At 64.0% G+C, this 13,082-nt stretch carries 15 protein-coding genes; 1 reads left to right on the plus strand and 14 read right to left on the minus strand.

Translation table 11 applies throughout. From position 1 onward, the window contains the following. Nucleotides 1-13 precede the first annotated feature (13 nt). The 14 genes from phnP to F8N66_RS25230 form a co-directional block, all read right to left on the minus strand. Nucleotides 14-763, minus strand: coding sequence for a phosphonate metabolism protein PhnP (gene phnP / locus F8N66_RS25165; RefSeq protein WP_150772726.1), 750 nt, complete (start codon nt 761-763; stop codon nt 14-16). Then, nucleotides 754-1,320, minus strand: a complete 567-nt coding sequence (phnN, locus tag F8N66_RS25170; RefSeq protein ID WP_150772727.1) for a phosphonate metabolism protein/1,5-bisphosphokinase (PRPP-forming) PhnN — start codon at nt 1,318-1,320, stop codon at nt 754-756. Before phnN ends, phnP begins: the two co-directional genes overlap by 10 nt. After that, nucleotides 1,320-2,465, minus strand: coding sequence for an alpha-D-ribose 1-methylphosphonate 5-triphosphate diphosphatase (locus F8N66_RS25175; RefSeq protein WP_150772728.1), 1,146 nt, complete (start codon nt 2,463-2,465; stop codon nt 1,320-1,322). Before F8N66_RS25175 ends, phnN begins: the two co-directional genes overlap by 1 nt. Next, nucleotides 2,455-3,174, minus strand: a complete 720-nt coding sequence (gene phnL / locus F8N66_RS25180; RefSeq protein WP_150772871.1) for a phosphonate C-P lyase system protein PhnL — start codon at nt 3,172-3,174, stop codon at nt 2,455-2,457. The genes F8N66_RS25175 and phnL overlap by 11 nt, the downstream gene beginning before the upstream one ends. Further along, nucleotides 3,174-3,980: a phosphonate C-P lyase system protein PhnK gene (gene phnK, locus F8N66_RS25185; protein ID WP_150772729.1), complete on the minus strand. Its 807-nt coding sequence runs from the start codon at nt 3,978-3,980 to the stop codon at nt 3,174-3,176. Before phnK ends, phnL begins: the two co-directional genes overlap by 1 nt. Further along, nucleotides 3,977-4,849 (minus strand): alpha-D-ribose 1-methylphosphonate 5-phosphate C-P-lyase PhnJ, encoded by an 873-nt coding sequence (locus F8N66_RS25190; RefSeq protein WP_150772730.1) that lies wholly within the window; start codon nt 4,847-4,849, stop codon nt 3,977-3,979. The genes phnK and F8N66_RS25190 overlap by 4 nt, the downstream gene beginning before the upstream one ends. Next, nucleotides 4,842-5,918 carry a carbon-phosphorus lyase complex subunit PhnI gene (locus F8N66_RS25195; RefSeq protein WP_150772731.1) on the minus strand — a complete coding sequence of 359 codons (1,077 nt, stop codon included), beginning with the start codon at nt 5,916-5,918 and terminating at the stop codon, nt 4,842-4,844. The genes F8N66_RS25190 and F8N66_RS25195 overlap by 8 nt, the downstream gene beginning before the upstream one ends. Further along, on the minus strand, nt 5,918-6,508 hold the full coding sequence (phnH, locus tag F8N66_RS25200) for a phosphonate C-P lyase system protein PhnH (protein WP_150772732.1): 591 nt from the start codon (nt 6,506-6,508) through the stop codon (nt 5,918-5,920). The genes F8N66_RS25195 and phnH overlap by 1 nt, the downstream gene beginning before the upstream one ends. Continuing rightward, nucleotides 6,508-6,972, minus strand: coding sequence for a phosphonate C-P lyase system protein PhnG (gene phnG / locus F8N66_RS25205; RefSeq protein ID WP_150772733.1), 465 nt, complete (start codon nt 6,970-6,972; stop codon nt 6,508-6,510). Before phnG ends, phnH begins: the two co-directional genes overlap by 1 nt. Before the next feature lie 11 nt (nt 6,973-6,983). Then, complete coding sequence (phnF, locus tag F8N66_RS25210) at nt 6,984-7,688, minus strand: phosphonate metabolism transcriptional regulator PhnF (protein WP_150772734.1); 705 nt, start codon at nt 7,686-7,688, stop codon at nt 6,984-6,986. 37 nt (nt 7,689-7,725) lie between these two features. After that, nucleotides 7,726-8,508, minus strand: coding sequence for a phosphonate ABC transporter, permease protein PhnE (gene phnE, locus F8N66_RS25215; RefSeq protein ID WP_034146313.1), 783 nt, complete (start codon nt 8,506-8,508; stop codon nt 7,726-7,728). Nucleotides 8,509-8,629: 121 nt separating this feature from the next. Further along, a complete protein-coding gene (gene phnD / locus F8N66_RS25220) occupies nt 8,630-9,640 on the minus strand; it encodes a phosphonate ABC transporter substrate-binding protein (RefSeq protein WP_150772735.1) in 1,011 nt (336 codons plus the stop codon). 43 nt (nt 9,641-9,683) lie between these two features. Next, nucleotides 9,684-10,517 carry a phosphonate ABC transporter ATP-binding protein gene (gene phnC, locus F8N66_RS25225; protein WP_150772736.1) on the minus strand — a complete coding sequence of 278 codons (834 nt, stop codon included), beginning with the start codon at nt 10,515-10,517 and terminating at the stop codon, nt 9,684-9,686. Nucleotides 10,518-10,762: 245 nt separating this feature from the next. Beyond that, nucleotides 10,763-11,659, minus strand: a complete 897-nt coding sequence (locus F8N66_RS25230) for a LysR family transcriptional regulator (RefSeq protein ID WP_150772737.1) — start codon at nt 11,657-11,659, stop codon at nt 10,763-10,765. A gap of 142 nt (nt 11,660-11,801) precedes the next feature. Here F8N66_RS25230 and F8N66_RS25235 point away from each other — a divergent pair, with 142 nt between their 5' ends. Then, on the plus strand, nt 11,802-13,019 hold the full coding sequence (locus tag F8N66_RS25235) for an MFS transporter (protein WP_224790519.1): 1,218 nt from the start codon (nt 11,802-11,804) through the stop codon (nt 13,017-13,019). Nucleotides 13,020-13,082 lie beyond the last annotated feature (63 nt).

Raw genomic sequence — 13,082 nt, forward strand, 5'->3', positions numbered from 1 at the left:
GCTGTTCCCGCCGCTACAGCACACACCCGTCAAACCCCACGCTGACATTCCCCGGCAACTCTGCGCAATGCTCGATCAGCCACGCATCCAATGTATGCCCCACATGGGTCAGCACCGCTGCCTCCGGTTGCAGTTCCTCGATGCATTGCAAGGCCAGGTTCAGGTCATTGTGATTACGCGGTGCCTGGGGTTGTGGTGGTATCGAACAGTCGAGTACCAGGACGTCCAGCGGCTGGCGTTGCAGAAACGTCGTGGTGGCCGGTGGCAGGCCCACGGTGTCGGTCAGGTAGGCGATCCGCCGACCCTCGCCTTCCAGCAGGTAGCCGAGGGTCGGCCTGGAGTGCAGCAACGGCAGCGCGGTTACGTTCAACGGGCCGAAAGCGCGGGTTTCAAACGCCTCGAACGGCTGGCTGAAGTCGAGAATGCCCGGATGCTTGTACAGATCCGCCAGGCCTTCCGGGTCGACGGGCCCGTGCACTGGAATCACCAGGCCCTGCCCCCAACGCAGATGCAACAGGCCCTGGGCATGATCGGCGTGGTAGTGAGTCTGCAAGATGCCGTTGAAACTGCGCGGCGCGAAGCGCTCGGTGAGGTCCGGCAGGCCGCTGTCGATCAGCCAGCGCTGGTCGCCGCATTCGACCAGCGCGCAGCAGGGTCGTCGTCGCCAGCGCTCATCGATGCGCGCACGAACGCAAGCTTGGCATTCGCATCCGTAGACCGGCACTTGCCGTGCGTCGCCAGTGCCCAACAGCGTCAGGCGCATGCGGCAGGCTCGTCGATGCAGGCCAGCAGGTGTTCGACGGTGCGCTCCAGCGACCCGGAGTTGTCGAGCAGGTGCACGGCCGGGTCTTCGGCCAGCAGGCGCTCATTGAACCGGGCATTGCGTGCCAGCCGCTGTTCGATCTCGGCCTCGGACTCGCGCCCGCGCGCCAGCAGGCGCTGGCGCAACACCGCCTGATCCACGGTCAACAACACCGCCAGCACGTTCGGATAGCGCTGGCGGGTTTGCGGCAGATGCCCGCGTGAGCCGTTGACCAGCACGTCGTTCCCCGCCGCCAGCCACTCGTCGATTTCCCTGGGGATACCATAGGTCAGGCCATTGGCCTGCCAGCTCAGGGCGAATGCGCCCTGGGCCTGCATCTCGGCGAACTGCTGCTGGCTGACGCCCAGCGCCGCCTCGCCCACGGCTTCCGCCGAGCGGGTGATGACCCGCCGCACGATACGGCAGCCGCGTTCGGCCAACCGTGTTCGCGCGGCATCCAGCAGGCTGTCCTTGCCCGAACCGGAAGGCCCGATGAGATAGATCAACCTGCCTGACATCAAAACACCCTCTTCGCTTGTCGCCATACTTGCTGGACCACCGGCAACCCGTCCTGACTGCGCGCCTGCACCAGATCGGCACGCAGGCCCTGGGCGATTTCGCCACGATCGCTCAACCCGGCGGCGCGGGCCGGGGCCAGGCTGACCATGCGCATCGCGGCGGCCAGGTCGATCCGTTCGCTCTGGGCCGCCAGTGCAAAGGCCGCCTGCAACAGGCTCGCCGGGTAGTAATCGCTGGACAGGATGTCCAGCAGCCCTGCTTCCGCCAGCTCAGCGGCCGCCACGTTACCCGAGTGCGAACCGCCGCGCACGATGTTCGGTGCGCCCATCAACACTTGCATGCCCTGCTGGCGGCAGCCGCGCGCCGCTTCGACGGTGGTCGGGAACTCGGCGATGGTCATGCCGTAGCGCGCCGATTCCTCGACGTGGGCCAGGGTTGCGTCGTCATGGCTGGCCACCGACAGGCCACGGGCCAGGCAATGCTCGACAATCGCCGCGCGATAACGGTCGCTGTATTCCCGGGAGTTGGCCATCTGCAAGGTGATGAATTCGTCCATCTGCGTGGTGGTCAGGTGATATTTGCCCATGTAGTACTCACGGTACTTGGACTCCAGCACGAATTGGCGCTGACCCGGCGAATGGTCCATCACCGACACCAGTTGCACCAGCGGATGCTCCACCAGATCGCGGAACACGCTCAGGGTGTCCGGGTGGCACAGCTCGCAGCGCAGGTGCAGGCGGTGCTCGGCGCGGGTCAGCCCGGCGTCGCAAGCGCTGGAGATCGCCTCCAGCATCGCCGGCAGTTTCTGCATGCGGTTGCCCTTGGGGTTCACGTCGCCGATGGACACCGCGTCGAACACGGTGGTGATGCCGGCCGCGACGATCTGCGCATCGTGGCTGAGCACCGCCGAGCGCGACGGCCAGTCCACGCCGGGGCGCGGGGTCATGTGTTTTTCCAGGTTGTCGGTGTGCAACTCCACCAGGCCCGGCAACAGGTAATCACCGTTGAGGTCCTGGGCCTGGGGCAAGCGGCTCGGGCCTTCGGCCACATCGACGATCACGCCGTCGCGCAGCACCACGGTGCCGTAGAACACGCGGTCAGCGGTGACCAGTTGGGCATTGCTGAGGATCTGTTCAACGGGCATCGGCGTATTCCTCTGGGTTCACGGCAACGGGGGTCATGTCGAGATGGCGATCGGCAACCGCTTCGCGGGCGACGCGGTCGTGGAAGATGCCGATCAGCGCGGCACCGGCTTGCTTGGCTTCGTTCATCAGTTCCAGCACCACCTGGCGATTGTTGTCGTCGAGGGAGGCCGTCGGTTCGTCGAGCAACATCACCGGCCACGCCACCATGAAGCCACGGGCGATGTTGACCCGCTGCTGCTCGCCACCGGAGAAGGTGCCGGGCGCCAGCTGCCACAGGCGTTGCGGAATGTTCAGGCGGCTGAGCAACAGCTCTGCACGGGATTGCGCCAGGTGTTTCGACCAGCCTCGGGCCAGGGCCGGCTCCATGACCACGTCCAGGCAGGCCACTCGCGGAATCACCCGCAGGAACTGGCTGACATAACCCAGGGTGCGCTGGCGCACTTGCAGAATGTCCCGGGGCTCGGCGCCCACCAGCTCCAGCCACTGCGCGTCATGCTGCACGCGGATGCTGCCGCCCGCTGGCAAATAGTTGCCGTACAGGGTGCGCAGCAAGGTGCTTTTACCGGCGCCGGACTGGCCGTGGAGCACCAGGCATTCGCCGCCCGCCACACTGAAATCCACGCCGCGCAGCACATTGAGGACCACGCCGTTCTGCTGGTGCAGGGTGAAGGTTTTCGAGAGGTCACGGACCTCGATCAAGGGATTCATCATGGCTGCAGCACCGAAGACACCAACAGTTGAGAGTAAAGATGCTGCGGATCGTCGAGGATCTGGTCAGTCAAACCGGTTTCCACCACCCGCGATCGGCGCATCACCATCAAGCGATCGGCCAGCAGTCGTGCCACCGCCAGGTCGTGGGTGACGATCACCACCGCCAGGTCCAGCTCACGCACCAGTCCGCGCAGCAGGTCGAGCAAACGCGCTTGAACCGAGACGTCGAGACCGCCCGTAGGTTCGTCCATGAACACCAGGCGCGGGCTCGACACCAGGTTGCGGGCGATTTGCAGGCGTTGCTGCATGCCGCCAGAGAAGGTGCGAGGCAAGTCGTCGATGCGCTGCGGGTCGATTTCCACCTGGCTCAGCCAGTCGAGGCCCGCCCCACGCAGCTGCTGGTAATTGCGCACACCCTGGGCCATCAAGCGCTCGCCGATGTTGGCGCCGGCCGACACGCCCATGCGCAAACCGTCCCGCGGATTCTGCTCGACGAAACCCCATTCGGTGCGCAACAAGGTGCGGCGTTCAGCTTCGCTGGCGCTGTACAGGTCGAGCCATTGGTCCTGCTTGTCGCGATAACCGATGCGACCTTTTTGCGGTGGCAGGCGCCCGCTCAGCAGCGAGAGCAAGGTCGATTTACCGGAACCGGACTCGCCGACAATCCCCAGCACTTCACCGGGATAGAGGTCGAAGCTGACGTCCTGGCAGCCTTTTTCCGGACCGTACAACAGCGACAGGTCACGCACTTGCAGCAAGGGTTCGGTGGACACGGACAGTTCGTTTTTCAGCGCCTGGTTCATTGGCCCTGCTCCTGCTGGCTGACGCGCTCGGCGCAGTAATAAGTGTCGGAACAGACAAAGCTCTGGGTGCCGGCGTCGTCGAGGATCAGCTCGTCGAGGAACGAATCGTGGCTACCGCAAATGGCGCAGCACTCGTCCCACTTTTGCGCTTCGAACGGGTGATCCTCGAAGTCCAGGCTGACGACTTTGGTAAAGGGCGGCACCGCGTACAGGCGCTTCTCGCGACCGGCACCAAACAGCATCAACGCCGGGCTCATGTCGAGTTTCGGGTTGTCGAATTTCGGAATCGGCGAGGGGTCCATCACGTAGCGTTCGTCAACCATCACCGGGTAGGCGTAGGCGGTGGCGATGTGGCCGAAGGTGGCGATGTCCTCGTAGAGCTTGACGTGCATCACCCCGTAATCGTTGAGGGCGTGCATGGTCCGGGTCTCGGTTTCCGACGGTTCGATAAAGCGCAGCGGCTCCGGAATCGGCACCTGATAGACCATGATCTGATCGGCATGCAGCGGCGTTTCCGGGATGCGGTGGCGGGTCTGGATCACCGTCGCGTCCGGGGTGATTTCGGTGGTGGCAACGCCAGCGGTACGGGCGAAGAAGCGGCGGATCGACACCGCGTTGGTGGTGTCGTCGGCGCCCTGGTCGATGACCTTGAGCACGTCATCATCGCCAAGAATCGCAGCGGTCAATTGCATGCCGCCAGTACCCCAGCCGTAGGGCAACGGCATCTCGCGGCCACCGAACGGCACCTGATACCCGGGAATCGCCACGGCCTTGAGCAAGGCGCGGCGGATCATGCGTTTGGTCTGTTCATCGAGGTAGGCAAAGTTGTACGCCGCGTCGCGTACCGGCGCTTGAGTCTGGTCATTCATGGTTGCTGCCCTCGGCAGGCTTGCGCAGTTTGCGGATCAGTTCCAGTTCGGCCTGGAAGTCCACGTAGTGAGGTAACTTGAGGTGCGAGACGAAGCCGGCGGCCTCGACGTTGTCGCAGTGCATCAGCACAAATTCTTCCTGCTGCGCCGGGGACTCGATCTCTTCGTTGAACTCCTTGGCGCGCAGGGCGCGGTCGACCAGCGCCATGCCCATGGCCTTGCGCTCGGCATGTCCGAAGGCCAGGCCGTAGCCGCGGGTGAACTGCGCCAGTTCCGTGGCCGAGCCGACGAACTGGTTGACCATCTCGCACTCGGTGACTTCGATGCTGCCCAGGTTGATCGGGAAGCCCAGCTCCTCCGGGTCGATCCACACTTCAACGTCGCCGATACGGATTTCCCCGGCGAACGGGTGGTTACGGCCATAACCACGCTGGGTCGAATACCCCAGCGCCAGCAGGAAACCTTCATCGCCACGGGCCAGCGCTTGCAAGCGCTCGGCACGGCTGGCGGGCAACTCCAGCGGGTCGCGGGTGATGTCCGCCACCGTCTCGTTGTTGTCCGATTCGTTCTTGATCAAGCCTTCCTTGGCCAGCAAGCCAAGGACCCGTGGGCAGGCTTCAAGGCTGGCATTCGGGGTGGTTTGCGGTCCCGGATACTCGCCTTCGGCCAGCAGCGCAAAGTCGAGCAGGCGATGGGTGTAATCGAAGGTCGGGCCCAGCAGTTGCCCGCCCGGCACGTCCTTGAAGGTGGCAGACAGACGACGGCTGAGCAGCATGTTCGAGGTGTCGATCGGCAGGCTCGGGCTGAAGCGCGGCAACGTGGTGCGGTAGGCGCGCAGCAGGAAGATCGCTTCTACCAGGTCCCCCGCCGCTTGCTTGATGGCCAGCGCGGCGAGTTCTTCGTCGTACAGCGAGCCTTCGCTCATCACCCGCGCCACCGCCAGTGGCAGTTGCTGGCGGATCTGCTCGACGCTCAACTCAGTGACCGAGGTATCGCCCCGGCGTTTTTTCGCCAGCAGGCGGTGGGCATTGTCGATGGCCTGTTCGCCACCCTTGACGGCTACGTACATCAGACACGCTCCTGTGCGATGCGGGTGCTGCGTGGCAGGCCGATCAGGTCATGGTCGGCGGTGAAAAACAGATCCAGGCCACGGGGAAATTCGTTGCGACGTTCACGCTCGCGCCAGAAACCGTCGGCCACCGGCAGTGCGACGGCGTGTTCGGTTTCGATCCCCGGTCCGCGCCAGCCCAGCCCTGCCCCGCCATCGAGGCTCGGCAGTTGAACCAGCAAGGTGCAGGACTGATCGGGGTAGCGGTCGTTGCCGTGATCGAAGCCGCTGAGGTCTTGCAGATCGTCGGTGGCAAGCAAGGCAAAACGCGCGTCTTCACGGTTGGCGGTCAGCGGGCAGCCGCAGTGAAACGCCAGGTTGGCGCGGATCAGCGGCGTGTCGAACGACGGCGCCAGCCACAGGGGCGTGTCGACATCCAGCAACGCCAGGCACAGCGCATAGGTGGCTGGCGCCAGCCCTTCGAGGCTCGGCGTGGCTTGCAGGGTCTGGATCAGACCGGGACCGGCCAGTGCCTTCATGGCCGCGCGAAAACCGCGCTGGCTATCCAGCACCGGGTCGGTGAACGCCGGTTGCAACAGCTGTGCGCTCATCAGTTTTCTCCTCGCACGAGGGTGAAGAATTCGACTTTGGTGGCGGCGGTGTCCGCCTCCTTCAGCGCCCTGCGTTCGGCCTGGGCCTGGGCCAGCGGCGTGATCACCTGATCGAGCCAATGGCGCTGCTGCGTGCCTTGCAAATGCGCGTCGGCCAGCGCCGCCAGTTCGGCGTGAACCTTGTCGCGACCCGCCAGATAGCTGTAGCCGGTGCGGCCGTCGGCCAGGCGCACCACGCAACGGGTCACGCTCATTTCGCCGACGTTGAACGGCGCGCCGTTGCCGCCCATGCGACCACGGACCAGGGTCATGCCGATTTCCGGGGCGCGGATCAGTTGGTACTCGACGTCGCGCAGGGCGTCTTCATGGGGCTGCAATTCGCTGCGACGGGCGCGGGCCAGCACGCCGATCCAGTGCTGCCGTTCGGTATGAGGAGCAGGCCTGCTTTGAATTAAATCGTGCATTGAGTTCTCCATCAGGTAACCACCTGGTACTGGAAGCGATCCGAACGGCTGGTGGACTGCGCAAGCTCCACCGCACGGCCGTCGCGATCGCGGGAAAGGGTGAACACACTCAGCGCCGGCAAATGCCGGGGCATCATCAGCAACGCGGCTTCTTCGCGATTGGGCAAACGGGCGCCGATCAGACTCTGGGTGCGGGTCAGCGGCAGATCGCGTTCGCTGAGGTACTGGCGCAGAGAGCCGCCGGTGTAATCCGCCAACAGCGGTGCATGACTGGCGCAGTAGCGGTGGCGGATCAGGCTGACCGGTTGCCCGTCGAGCTTGCGCAGGGTCTGCAACTCGATCATCGGCGCCATCTCGGCCAGCCCCAGGTGCTGCGCCTCTTCACGGCTGGCGAAGCAGTACCGGCGCTTGAGCAGCACCGCCTCGACGCCCAGGCCCTGGGCCGACAGCGACTGGCTGTAGGCACTGTCGGCGGCCATCGGGTAAATCAGCGGCCGCTCCAGCACCTGGGTGCCCTTGCCCTGGCGACGCAGCAGGCTGCCTTCGAACACCAGTTCATCGATGGCCCGGCGCAGGGTGTGGCGGTTGACGCCGAAGCGTTCGGCCAGTTGCACCTCGGCCGGCAGGAAATCTCCGGCCCGATAGCCCGTCAGTTCCCGGCGCAGGATGTCGGCCAATTCGCGGTACACCGGCTCATCTTGTCTAGACAACTGCATGCTTAAAAAAAAGCGCCCAGGGGCACCCCTCCGAAGATCAGATGAACTGCTTGCGCAGGCGTTGCGAGAGGATGTCGATCAGGCTGACGACGACGATGATCACCAGCAGCACGGCGCAGGTCTGAACGAACTGGAAGGCGCGGATGTTTTCCCACAGGATCACGCCGATCCCGCCGGCACCGACCATCCCCACCACCGTCGCCGAGCGCACGTTGGCCTCGAAGCGGTACAGCGCGTAGGACACCCACAGCGGCATCACTTGCGGAATCACGCCGTAGATCACCTCTTGCAAGGCGCTGGCGCCAGTGGCGCGAACGCCTTCGACCGGACCGGGATCAATCGCTTCCACCGCTTCGGCGAACAGCTTGGCCAGTACGCCAGTGGTGCTGATCCACAGGGCCAATACCCCGGCGAAGGGCCCGAGCCCGACCGCCACGACGAACAACATCGCGAAGACCATTTCATTGATCGAACGGAAGGCATCCATCACCCGGCGCAGCGGCTGGTGAATCCACCAGGGCGTGATGTTTTCCGAGCAGAGAATGCCCAGCGGCACCGAGCAGACGATCGCCAGCACCGTGCCCCAGAGGGCGATTTGCACGGTAACGATCATTTCCTTGAGGTAGGCGCGCCATTCATGGAAGTCCGGCGGGAAGAAATCCGCCGCGAAGGTCGCCATGTTTCCCGAGTCGCGGTACAGCGCCATCGGGTTCATTTCGGCACCGTGCCAGGCCCAGGCCAGCAGGACCAGGAACAAGCCCCAACCGGCATATTGCGGCCAGGTGCGCTTGCCGACAGCTTCAGCGTGAAGAGTGGTCATAAGGGTTCTCTAGAGGTCTCTTGAACCAGTGGGAGCGGGCTTGCTCGCGAAAGCGGTGTATCAGCCGACACCAATGCTGAATGTCAGTCTGCATTCGCGAGCAAGCCCGCTCCCACAGGGATCAGCCGGCGTTGGCAGTCTTTTTCTCGGTCTTTTCGAGCAAGGTGATGCGCTCTTGCAGCTTGGCCAGGTCGGCATCGATTTCGGCCAGTTTCTTCGCCTTGTCTGCCGCGTCGAGCTTGGTGTCGGCGCTGATCGTGGTGCGCTGCTTGAACAGCTCCAGCTGACGGATCGGCAACAGCTGGTCGTCGCTGGATTTCAGGAACTTGCCCAGTTGCATGCCCGCGAGCACGGCTTTCTCGGCATCGGTGTCGCCGTAGCTGAAGATGAAATCGCGGATCTTGGCCTTCTCGCTGTCGCTCAGCGCCTTGCTCCACACCAATGGGTCGGCGGGAATCAGCGGCGATTTCCAGATCACTTTGAGCAGTGCGGCCTTGTCCGGCTGGGTGACTTCCAGGCGATCCCAGCTTTCGGTGTTGAAGGTCGCCACGTCCAGTTGCCCCTTGGCCACGCTCAGCGCGTTGACTTCATGGCTGGAGTTGAGGGTGCGCTTGAAGGCGGTGGCGGCATCGACGTTGTTCTTGGCGAACACGTAGTAGCCCGGCACCAGATAGCCCGAGGTGGAGTTCGGGTCACCGTTGCCGAAGGTCAGGGTCTTGGCGTTTTTCAGCATGTCCTCGACAGAGTTGATCGGGCTGTCCTTGCGCGCGATCAACACGCTCCAGTAGCCGGCGGCGCCGCTGGCGGCCGCGGTCTGGGCGAAGATTTCGCCGTTGGAACGGTCCACCGCTTCGATGGCGGCCTTGTTGCCCAGCCAGGCGACGTCGACCTTGTTGAAGCGCATGCCCTGGATCAGGCCGGCATAGTCGGAAGCGAAGGTGGCGTTGATCTTCAGGCCGGTCTGCTTCTGCATGTCATCGAGAAACGGCTGCCAGATGCTCTTGAGGTTCTGCGACGACTCGGTGGACATGATGCCGAAGTTGATGGCTTTTTCTTCAGCCTGGGCGGTGCCCACTACACAGCTGGCGAGCAGGGCTGCACCAGCAAAAACGCGACCGATACGGTTCAACATGGAAAGGTTTCCTGAGGGTGAACGGTGGGGAATCGAAGGTGGGTTACGCGCGCGCCATGACCAGCCGGGGCACGGCTTCGGCGGGGCGAATGTGGTCGGAGCACATGAGGCTGGTGTCGATGTCGGCACCGTACAAATCATTGAGGAACTGGCTGCTCAGCTCGGCGGCGCGACCATCGAAATGAATGCGTCCGCCCTTGAGCGCCACGGCACGCGGGCAATAACGGGTGGCGTAGTCGACTTGATGCAGGGTCACGACTACGGTCTTGCCGTCGCGACGATTGATGTCGGCGAGGATTTCCATGACCTTGCGCGCCGATTCGGGATCGAGCGAAGCAATCGGCTCATCCGCCAGAATCACCTCGGCCCGCTGGGTCAGGGCCCGGGCAATCGCCACGCGCTGCTGCTGGCCGCCGGACAGGGTCGAGGCGCGCTGCGCCGCCAGATCGGCCAGGCCGACGCGGTCCAGGGATTCGAGGGCGAACTGTTTTTCCTCGGCATTGAACAGGCACAAATTGCCACGCCAGCGCGGCATGCGCCCCAGGCAACCGAGCAGCACGTTGTCGAGCACGCTCAGGCGATTGACCAGGTTGAACTGCTGGAAGATGTAACCGATGTCAGCCCGCAAGCGCCGCACCTTGCCATTGAGCCGTCCACTGGCCTGCACTTCCCGCCCCAGCACCGTGACGCTGCCGCCGTTGTTGCGATCGCAACAGGCCAGGCCCGCGAGGTGGCGCAGCAAGGTGGATTTGCCGGAACCGGACGCGCCAATCAGCGCGACCATCTCACCGGCCGCGATGGACAGTTCGAGGTCGACCAGTGCGGTTTTACGCGCAAAGGTCTTGTTCAGATGATCGACATGGATAGCTGCGTTCATGGGCTTCTCTGTCTGGTTGAACGGCCGTCCGTGGCCGCATTTGAGTTCAACCGACTTTATGCACGGGCTGTGTCAGCCCTATGACTCGCACATGTCGCTGGGTAGGCTATTTGATGAAGGTTTTGTGAAAGGTTGAGACGTGCGCCCCTCTGTAGGAGCGAGCTTGCTCGCGATGAACGTCCGGACAACGCCGGTATTCAGGCAGCACGCGTCATCGTTGTCCTCCATCGCGAGCATGCTCGCTCCTACAGGGGAATGCGTGCCCGCAAACGCGGCGCCACGAAGTCAAGGAATGCACGCAGTTTCAAAGGCAACGGTGCTTGCCCCTTGTGCACGAGGCTGACCGGCAATGGCGACGACTCGAACGGCTGGAGTACCACGCGCAGTGCCTCTTTGCGCAAAGCGTCCGCAACTTGATAGGACAGCACCCGAATCACGCCGACCCCCAGCACGGCGGCGTCGATGGCCGCTTCCGCCGTGTTGACGGCAAACCTCGAATGAACCGGCACGGACAACTGTGATTTACCCGCGCCGAACACCCAGGCGCCTACGGACGCCAGCACTTCAAAGGTGATGCAGGCATGCCCGGTGAGTGCCTGGGGTGTGGAAGGTTCGCCATGGACTGCCAGGTAATCCGGACTTGCACACACCACCCGGCGCACGGTGCCCACTGTTGTCGCCATGAGCGAGCTGTCGGGTAATTCTCCAATCCGCAGCGCGACGTCAATGTGTTCCTCCATCAGGTGCACCACGCGATCGGTGAGCATCAGGTTGATTTCGATTTGCGGGTAATGCGCGAGGAATTCGGCAATCACCGGCACCAGGTGCAAGCGCCCGAACACCACCGGCGCGGTGACCACCAGTTGACCTTTGGGCGAGGCGTACTCGCCGGTCGCCGCGCGCTCGGCCTCGCCGATGTCCTCAAGAATGCGCCGGCAGGCCGCCACGTAGGAGGCGCCGGCTTCGGTCAGCGACAGTTGCCGGGTAGTGCGATGAAGCAGGCGCGTCTTCAGGTGGGTTTCCAGCTCCGCCACCTTGCGGCTGACGGTGGCGAGCGGCATGCCCAGGCGTCGCGCCGCCCCCGACAGACTGCCCGAATCAACCACTGCAATCAGGACAGACATGGATTCAAGACGGTTCATGGCGCTCTATCAAAATCTGGAAGGATGATTCCCGATCCTAGGGGATTATCCATGTTTAGGCGAGTGCGTAAGGTTGGACCCTCATCCCCCGCGCGCGATATCCCGTCGCGAATGCCGGAAGCCAACCTGAAAGGAGAGTGCCGTGAGCGCCCTGCCCTTAGCATCAGAAAGTACGACAGCGCCTGCGGTCGCCTCTCGCGGCAAGATCATCATGATGGCGATCATCGCCGGCGCGGTGATCACCAACATTTATTGCACCCAGCCGATCCTGCCGCTGATCGCGGCGGATCTGGGCCTGGACCTGACCACCGTCGATCTGGTGGCTGGGGCGGCGCTGCTTGGTTTCGCCACCGGCCTGGCCCTGTTGCTGCCCATGGGTGACCGTTTCGACCGGCGCAAACTGGTGCTCGGCCAGATCGCCCTGGCGTGCCTGTTGGCCATCGCGGCTGCCATCTCGCCCGGCGTCGGCACCCTGATCGCGGCGTCCTTCGGCCTCGGCATCGTCAGCTGCGTGCCCCAGCAACTGGTGCCCTTCGCCGCCGTCATGTCCAAGCCCAGTGAGCGCGGGCGAAACGTCGGCACGGTGGTCAGCGGCATCATGGTCGGTATCCTGCTCGGTCGCACGATTGCCGGTGTGGTGGGTGAAGCCTGGGGCTGGCGGGCGGTGTATGGCCTGGAAGCGGCATTCATGATCCCGGTCTGGATCGCAGCGGCCTCCCTGCTCCCGCGTGGCGTGCCCAGCACCCACCTGTCCTATCCACGCCTGCTCGCTTCGTTGTGGCCGCTGATGCGCGACAACTCGGCGATCCGTCAATCGATGATGGTCCAGGCGCTGTTGTGGGCTTGCTTCAATGCCTTTTGGGTGAACCTGGCGGCGTTGCTGGCCCACGGCCCCTACCAGTTGGGCAGCGCCTGGGCCGGCGGCTTCGGCATCATCGGTGCCGCCGGTGCGTTGGCGGCATCGCTGGGCGGGCGGGCGACCGACCGTTTGGGCTCGCGCCGTGTGATCGGTGCCAGCATCGCGATCGTCACCTTGGCTTACCTGCTGCTGGCCGGGGCGCAGACCTCGCTGATCTTGCTGGTGCTGGGCGTGATCGTGCTGGATATCGGCGTTCAATCGGGGCTGGTGTCCAACCAGACGCGCGCCTTTGCCGTGGATCCGAAGGCACAGGGGCGCATCAACAGCCTGTACATGACGGCGACCTTCTTCGGCGGGGCCGTGGGGGCGGCGGTCAGCGGGTGGTTGATGACGCGTTATGGCTGGTCCGGGATTGTGGTGTTTGGGGTTGTGCTGGGGCTGATCGCGTTGGCGATCCACTGGGTCGGTGCGCCGCGCCAGTCAGCCTTGAAGGCCTCCTGATTCTGCAGAGGAACCCAGATCGACTGTGGGAGCGGGCTTGCTCGCGAAGAGGCGGTGTCAGTC

Source organism: Pseudomonas fluorescens (assembly GCF_902498195.1).
In the GTDB taxonomy this organism is placed as follows: Bacteria; Pseudomonadota; Gammaproteobacteria; order Pseudomonadales; family Pseudomonadaceae; genus Aquipseudomonas; species Aquipseudomonas fluorescens_BU.

Bases quoted from the DNA above. Each gene is read 5' to 3' on its own strand.
- phnP (WP_150772726.1), bottom strand. From the start codon at position 763: ATGCGCCTGACGCTGTTGGGCACTGGCGACGCACGGCAAGTGCCGGTC.
- phnN (WP_150772727.1), bottom strand. From the start codon at position 1,320: ATGTCAGGCAGGTTGATCTATCTCATCGGGCCTTCCGGTTCGGGCAAG.
- F8N66_RS25175 (WP_150772728.1), bottom strand. From the start codon at position 2,465: ATGCCCGTTGAACAGATCCTCAGCAATGCCCAACTGGTCACCGCTGAC.
- phnL (WP_150772871.1), bottom strand. From the start codon at position 3,174: ATGAATCCCTTGATCGAGGTCCGTGACCTCTCGAAAACCTTCACCCTG.
- phnK (WP_150772729.1), bottom strand. From the start codon at position 3,980: ATGAACCAGGCGCTGAAAAACGAACTGTCCGTGTCCACCGAACCCTTG.
- F8N66_RS25190 (WP_150772730.1), bottom strand. From the start codon at position 4,849: ATGAATGACCAGACTCAAGCGCCGGTACGCGACGCGGCGTACAACTTT.
- F8N66_RS25195 (WP_150772731.1), bottom strand. From the start codon at position 5,918: ATGTACGTAGCCGTCAAGGGTGGCGAACAGGCCATCGACAATGCCCAC.
- phnH (WP_150772732.1), bottom strand. From the start codon at position 6,508: ATGAGCGCACAGCTGTTGCAACCGGCGTTCACCGACCCGGTGCTGGAT.
- phnG (WP_150772733.1), bottom strand. From the start codon at position 6,972: ATGCACGATTTAATTCAAAGCAGGCCTGCTCCTCATACCGAACGGCAG.
- phnF (WP_150772734.1), bottom strand. From the start codon at position 7,688: ATGCAGTTGTCTAGACAAGATGAGCCGGTGTACCGCGAATTGGCCGAC.
- phnE (WP_034146313.1), bottom strand. From the start codon at position 8,508: ATGACCACTCTTCACGCTGAAGCTGTCGGCAAGCGCACCTGGCCGCAA.
- phnD (WP_150772735.1), bottom strand. From the start codon at position 9,640: ATGTTGAACCGTATCGGTCGCGTTTTTGCTGGTGCAGCCCTGCTCGCC.
- phnC (WP_150772736.1), bottom strand. From the start codon at position 10,517: ATGAACGCAGCTATCCATGTCGATCATCTGAACAAGACCTTTGCGCGT.
- F8N66_RS25230 (WP_150772737.1), bottom strand. From the start codon at position 11,659: ATGAACCGTCTTGAATCCATGTCTGTCCTGATTGCAGTGGTTGATTCG.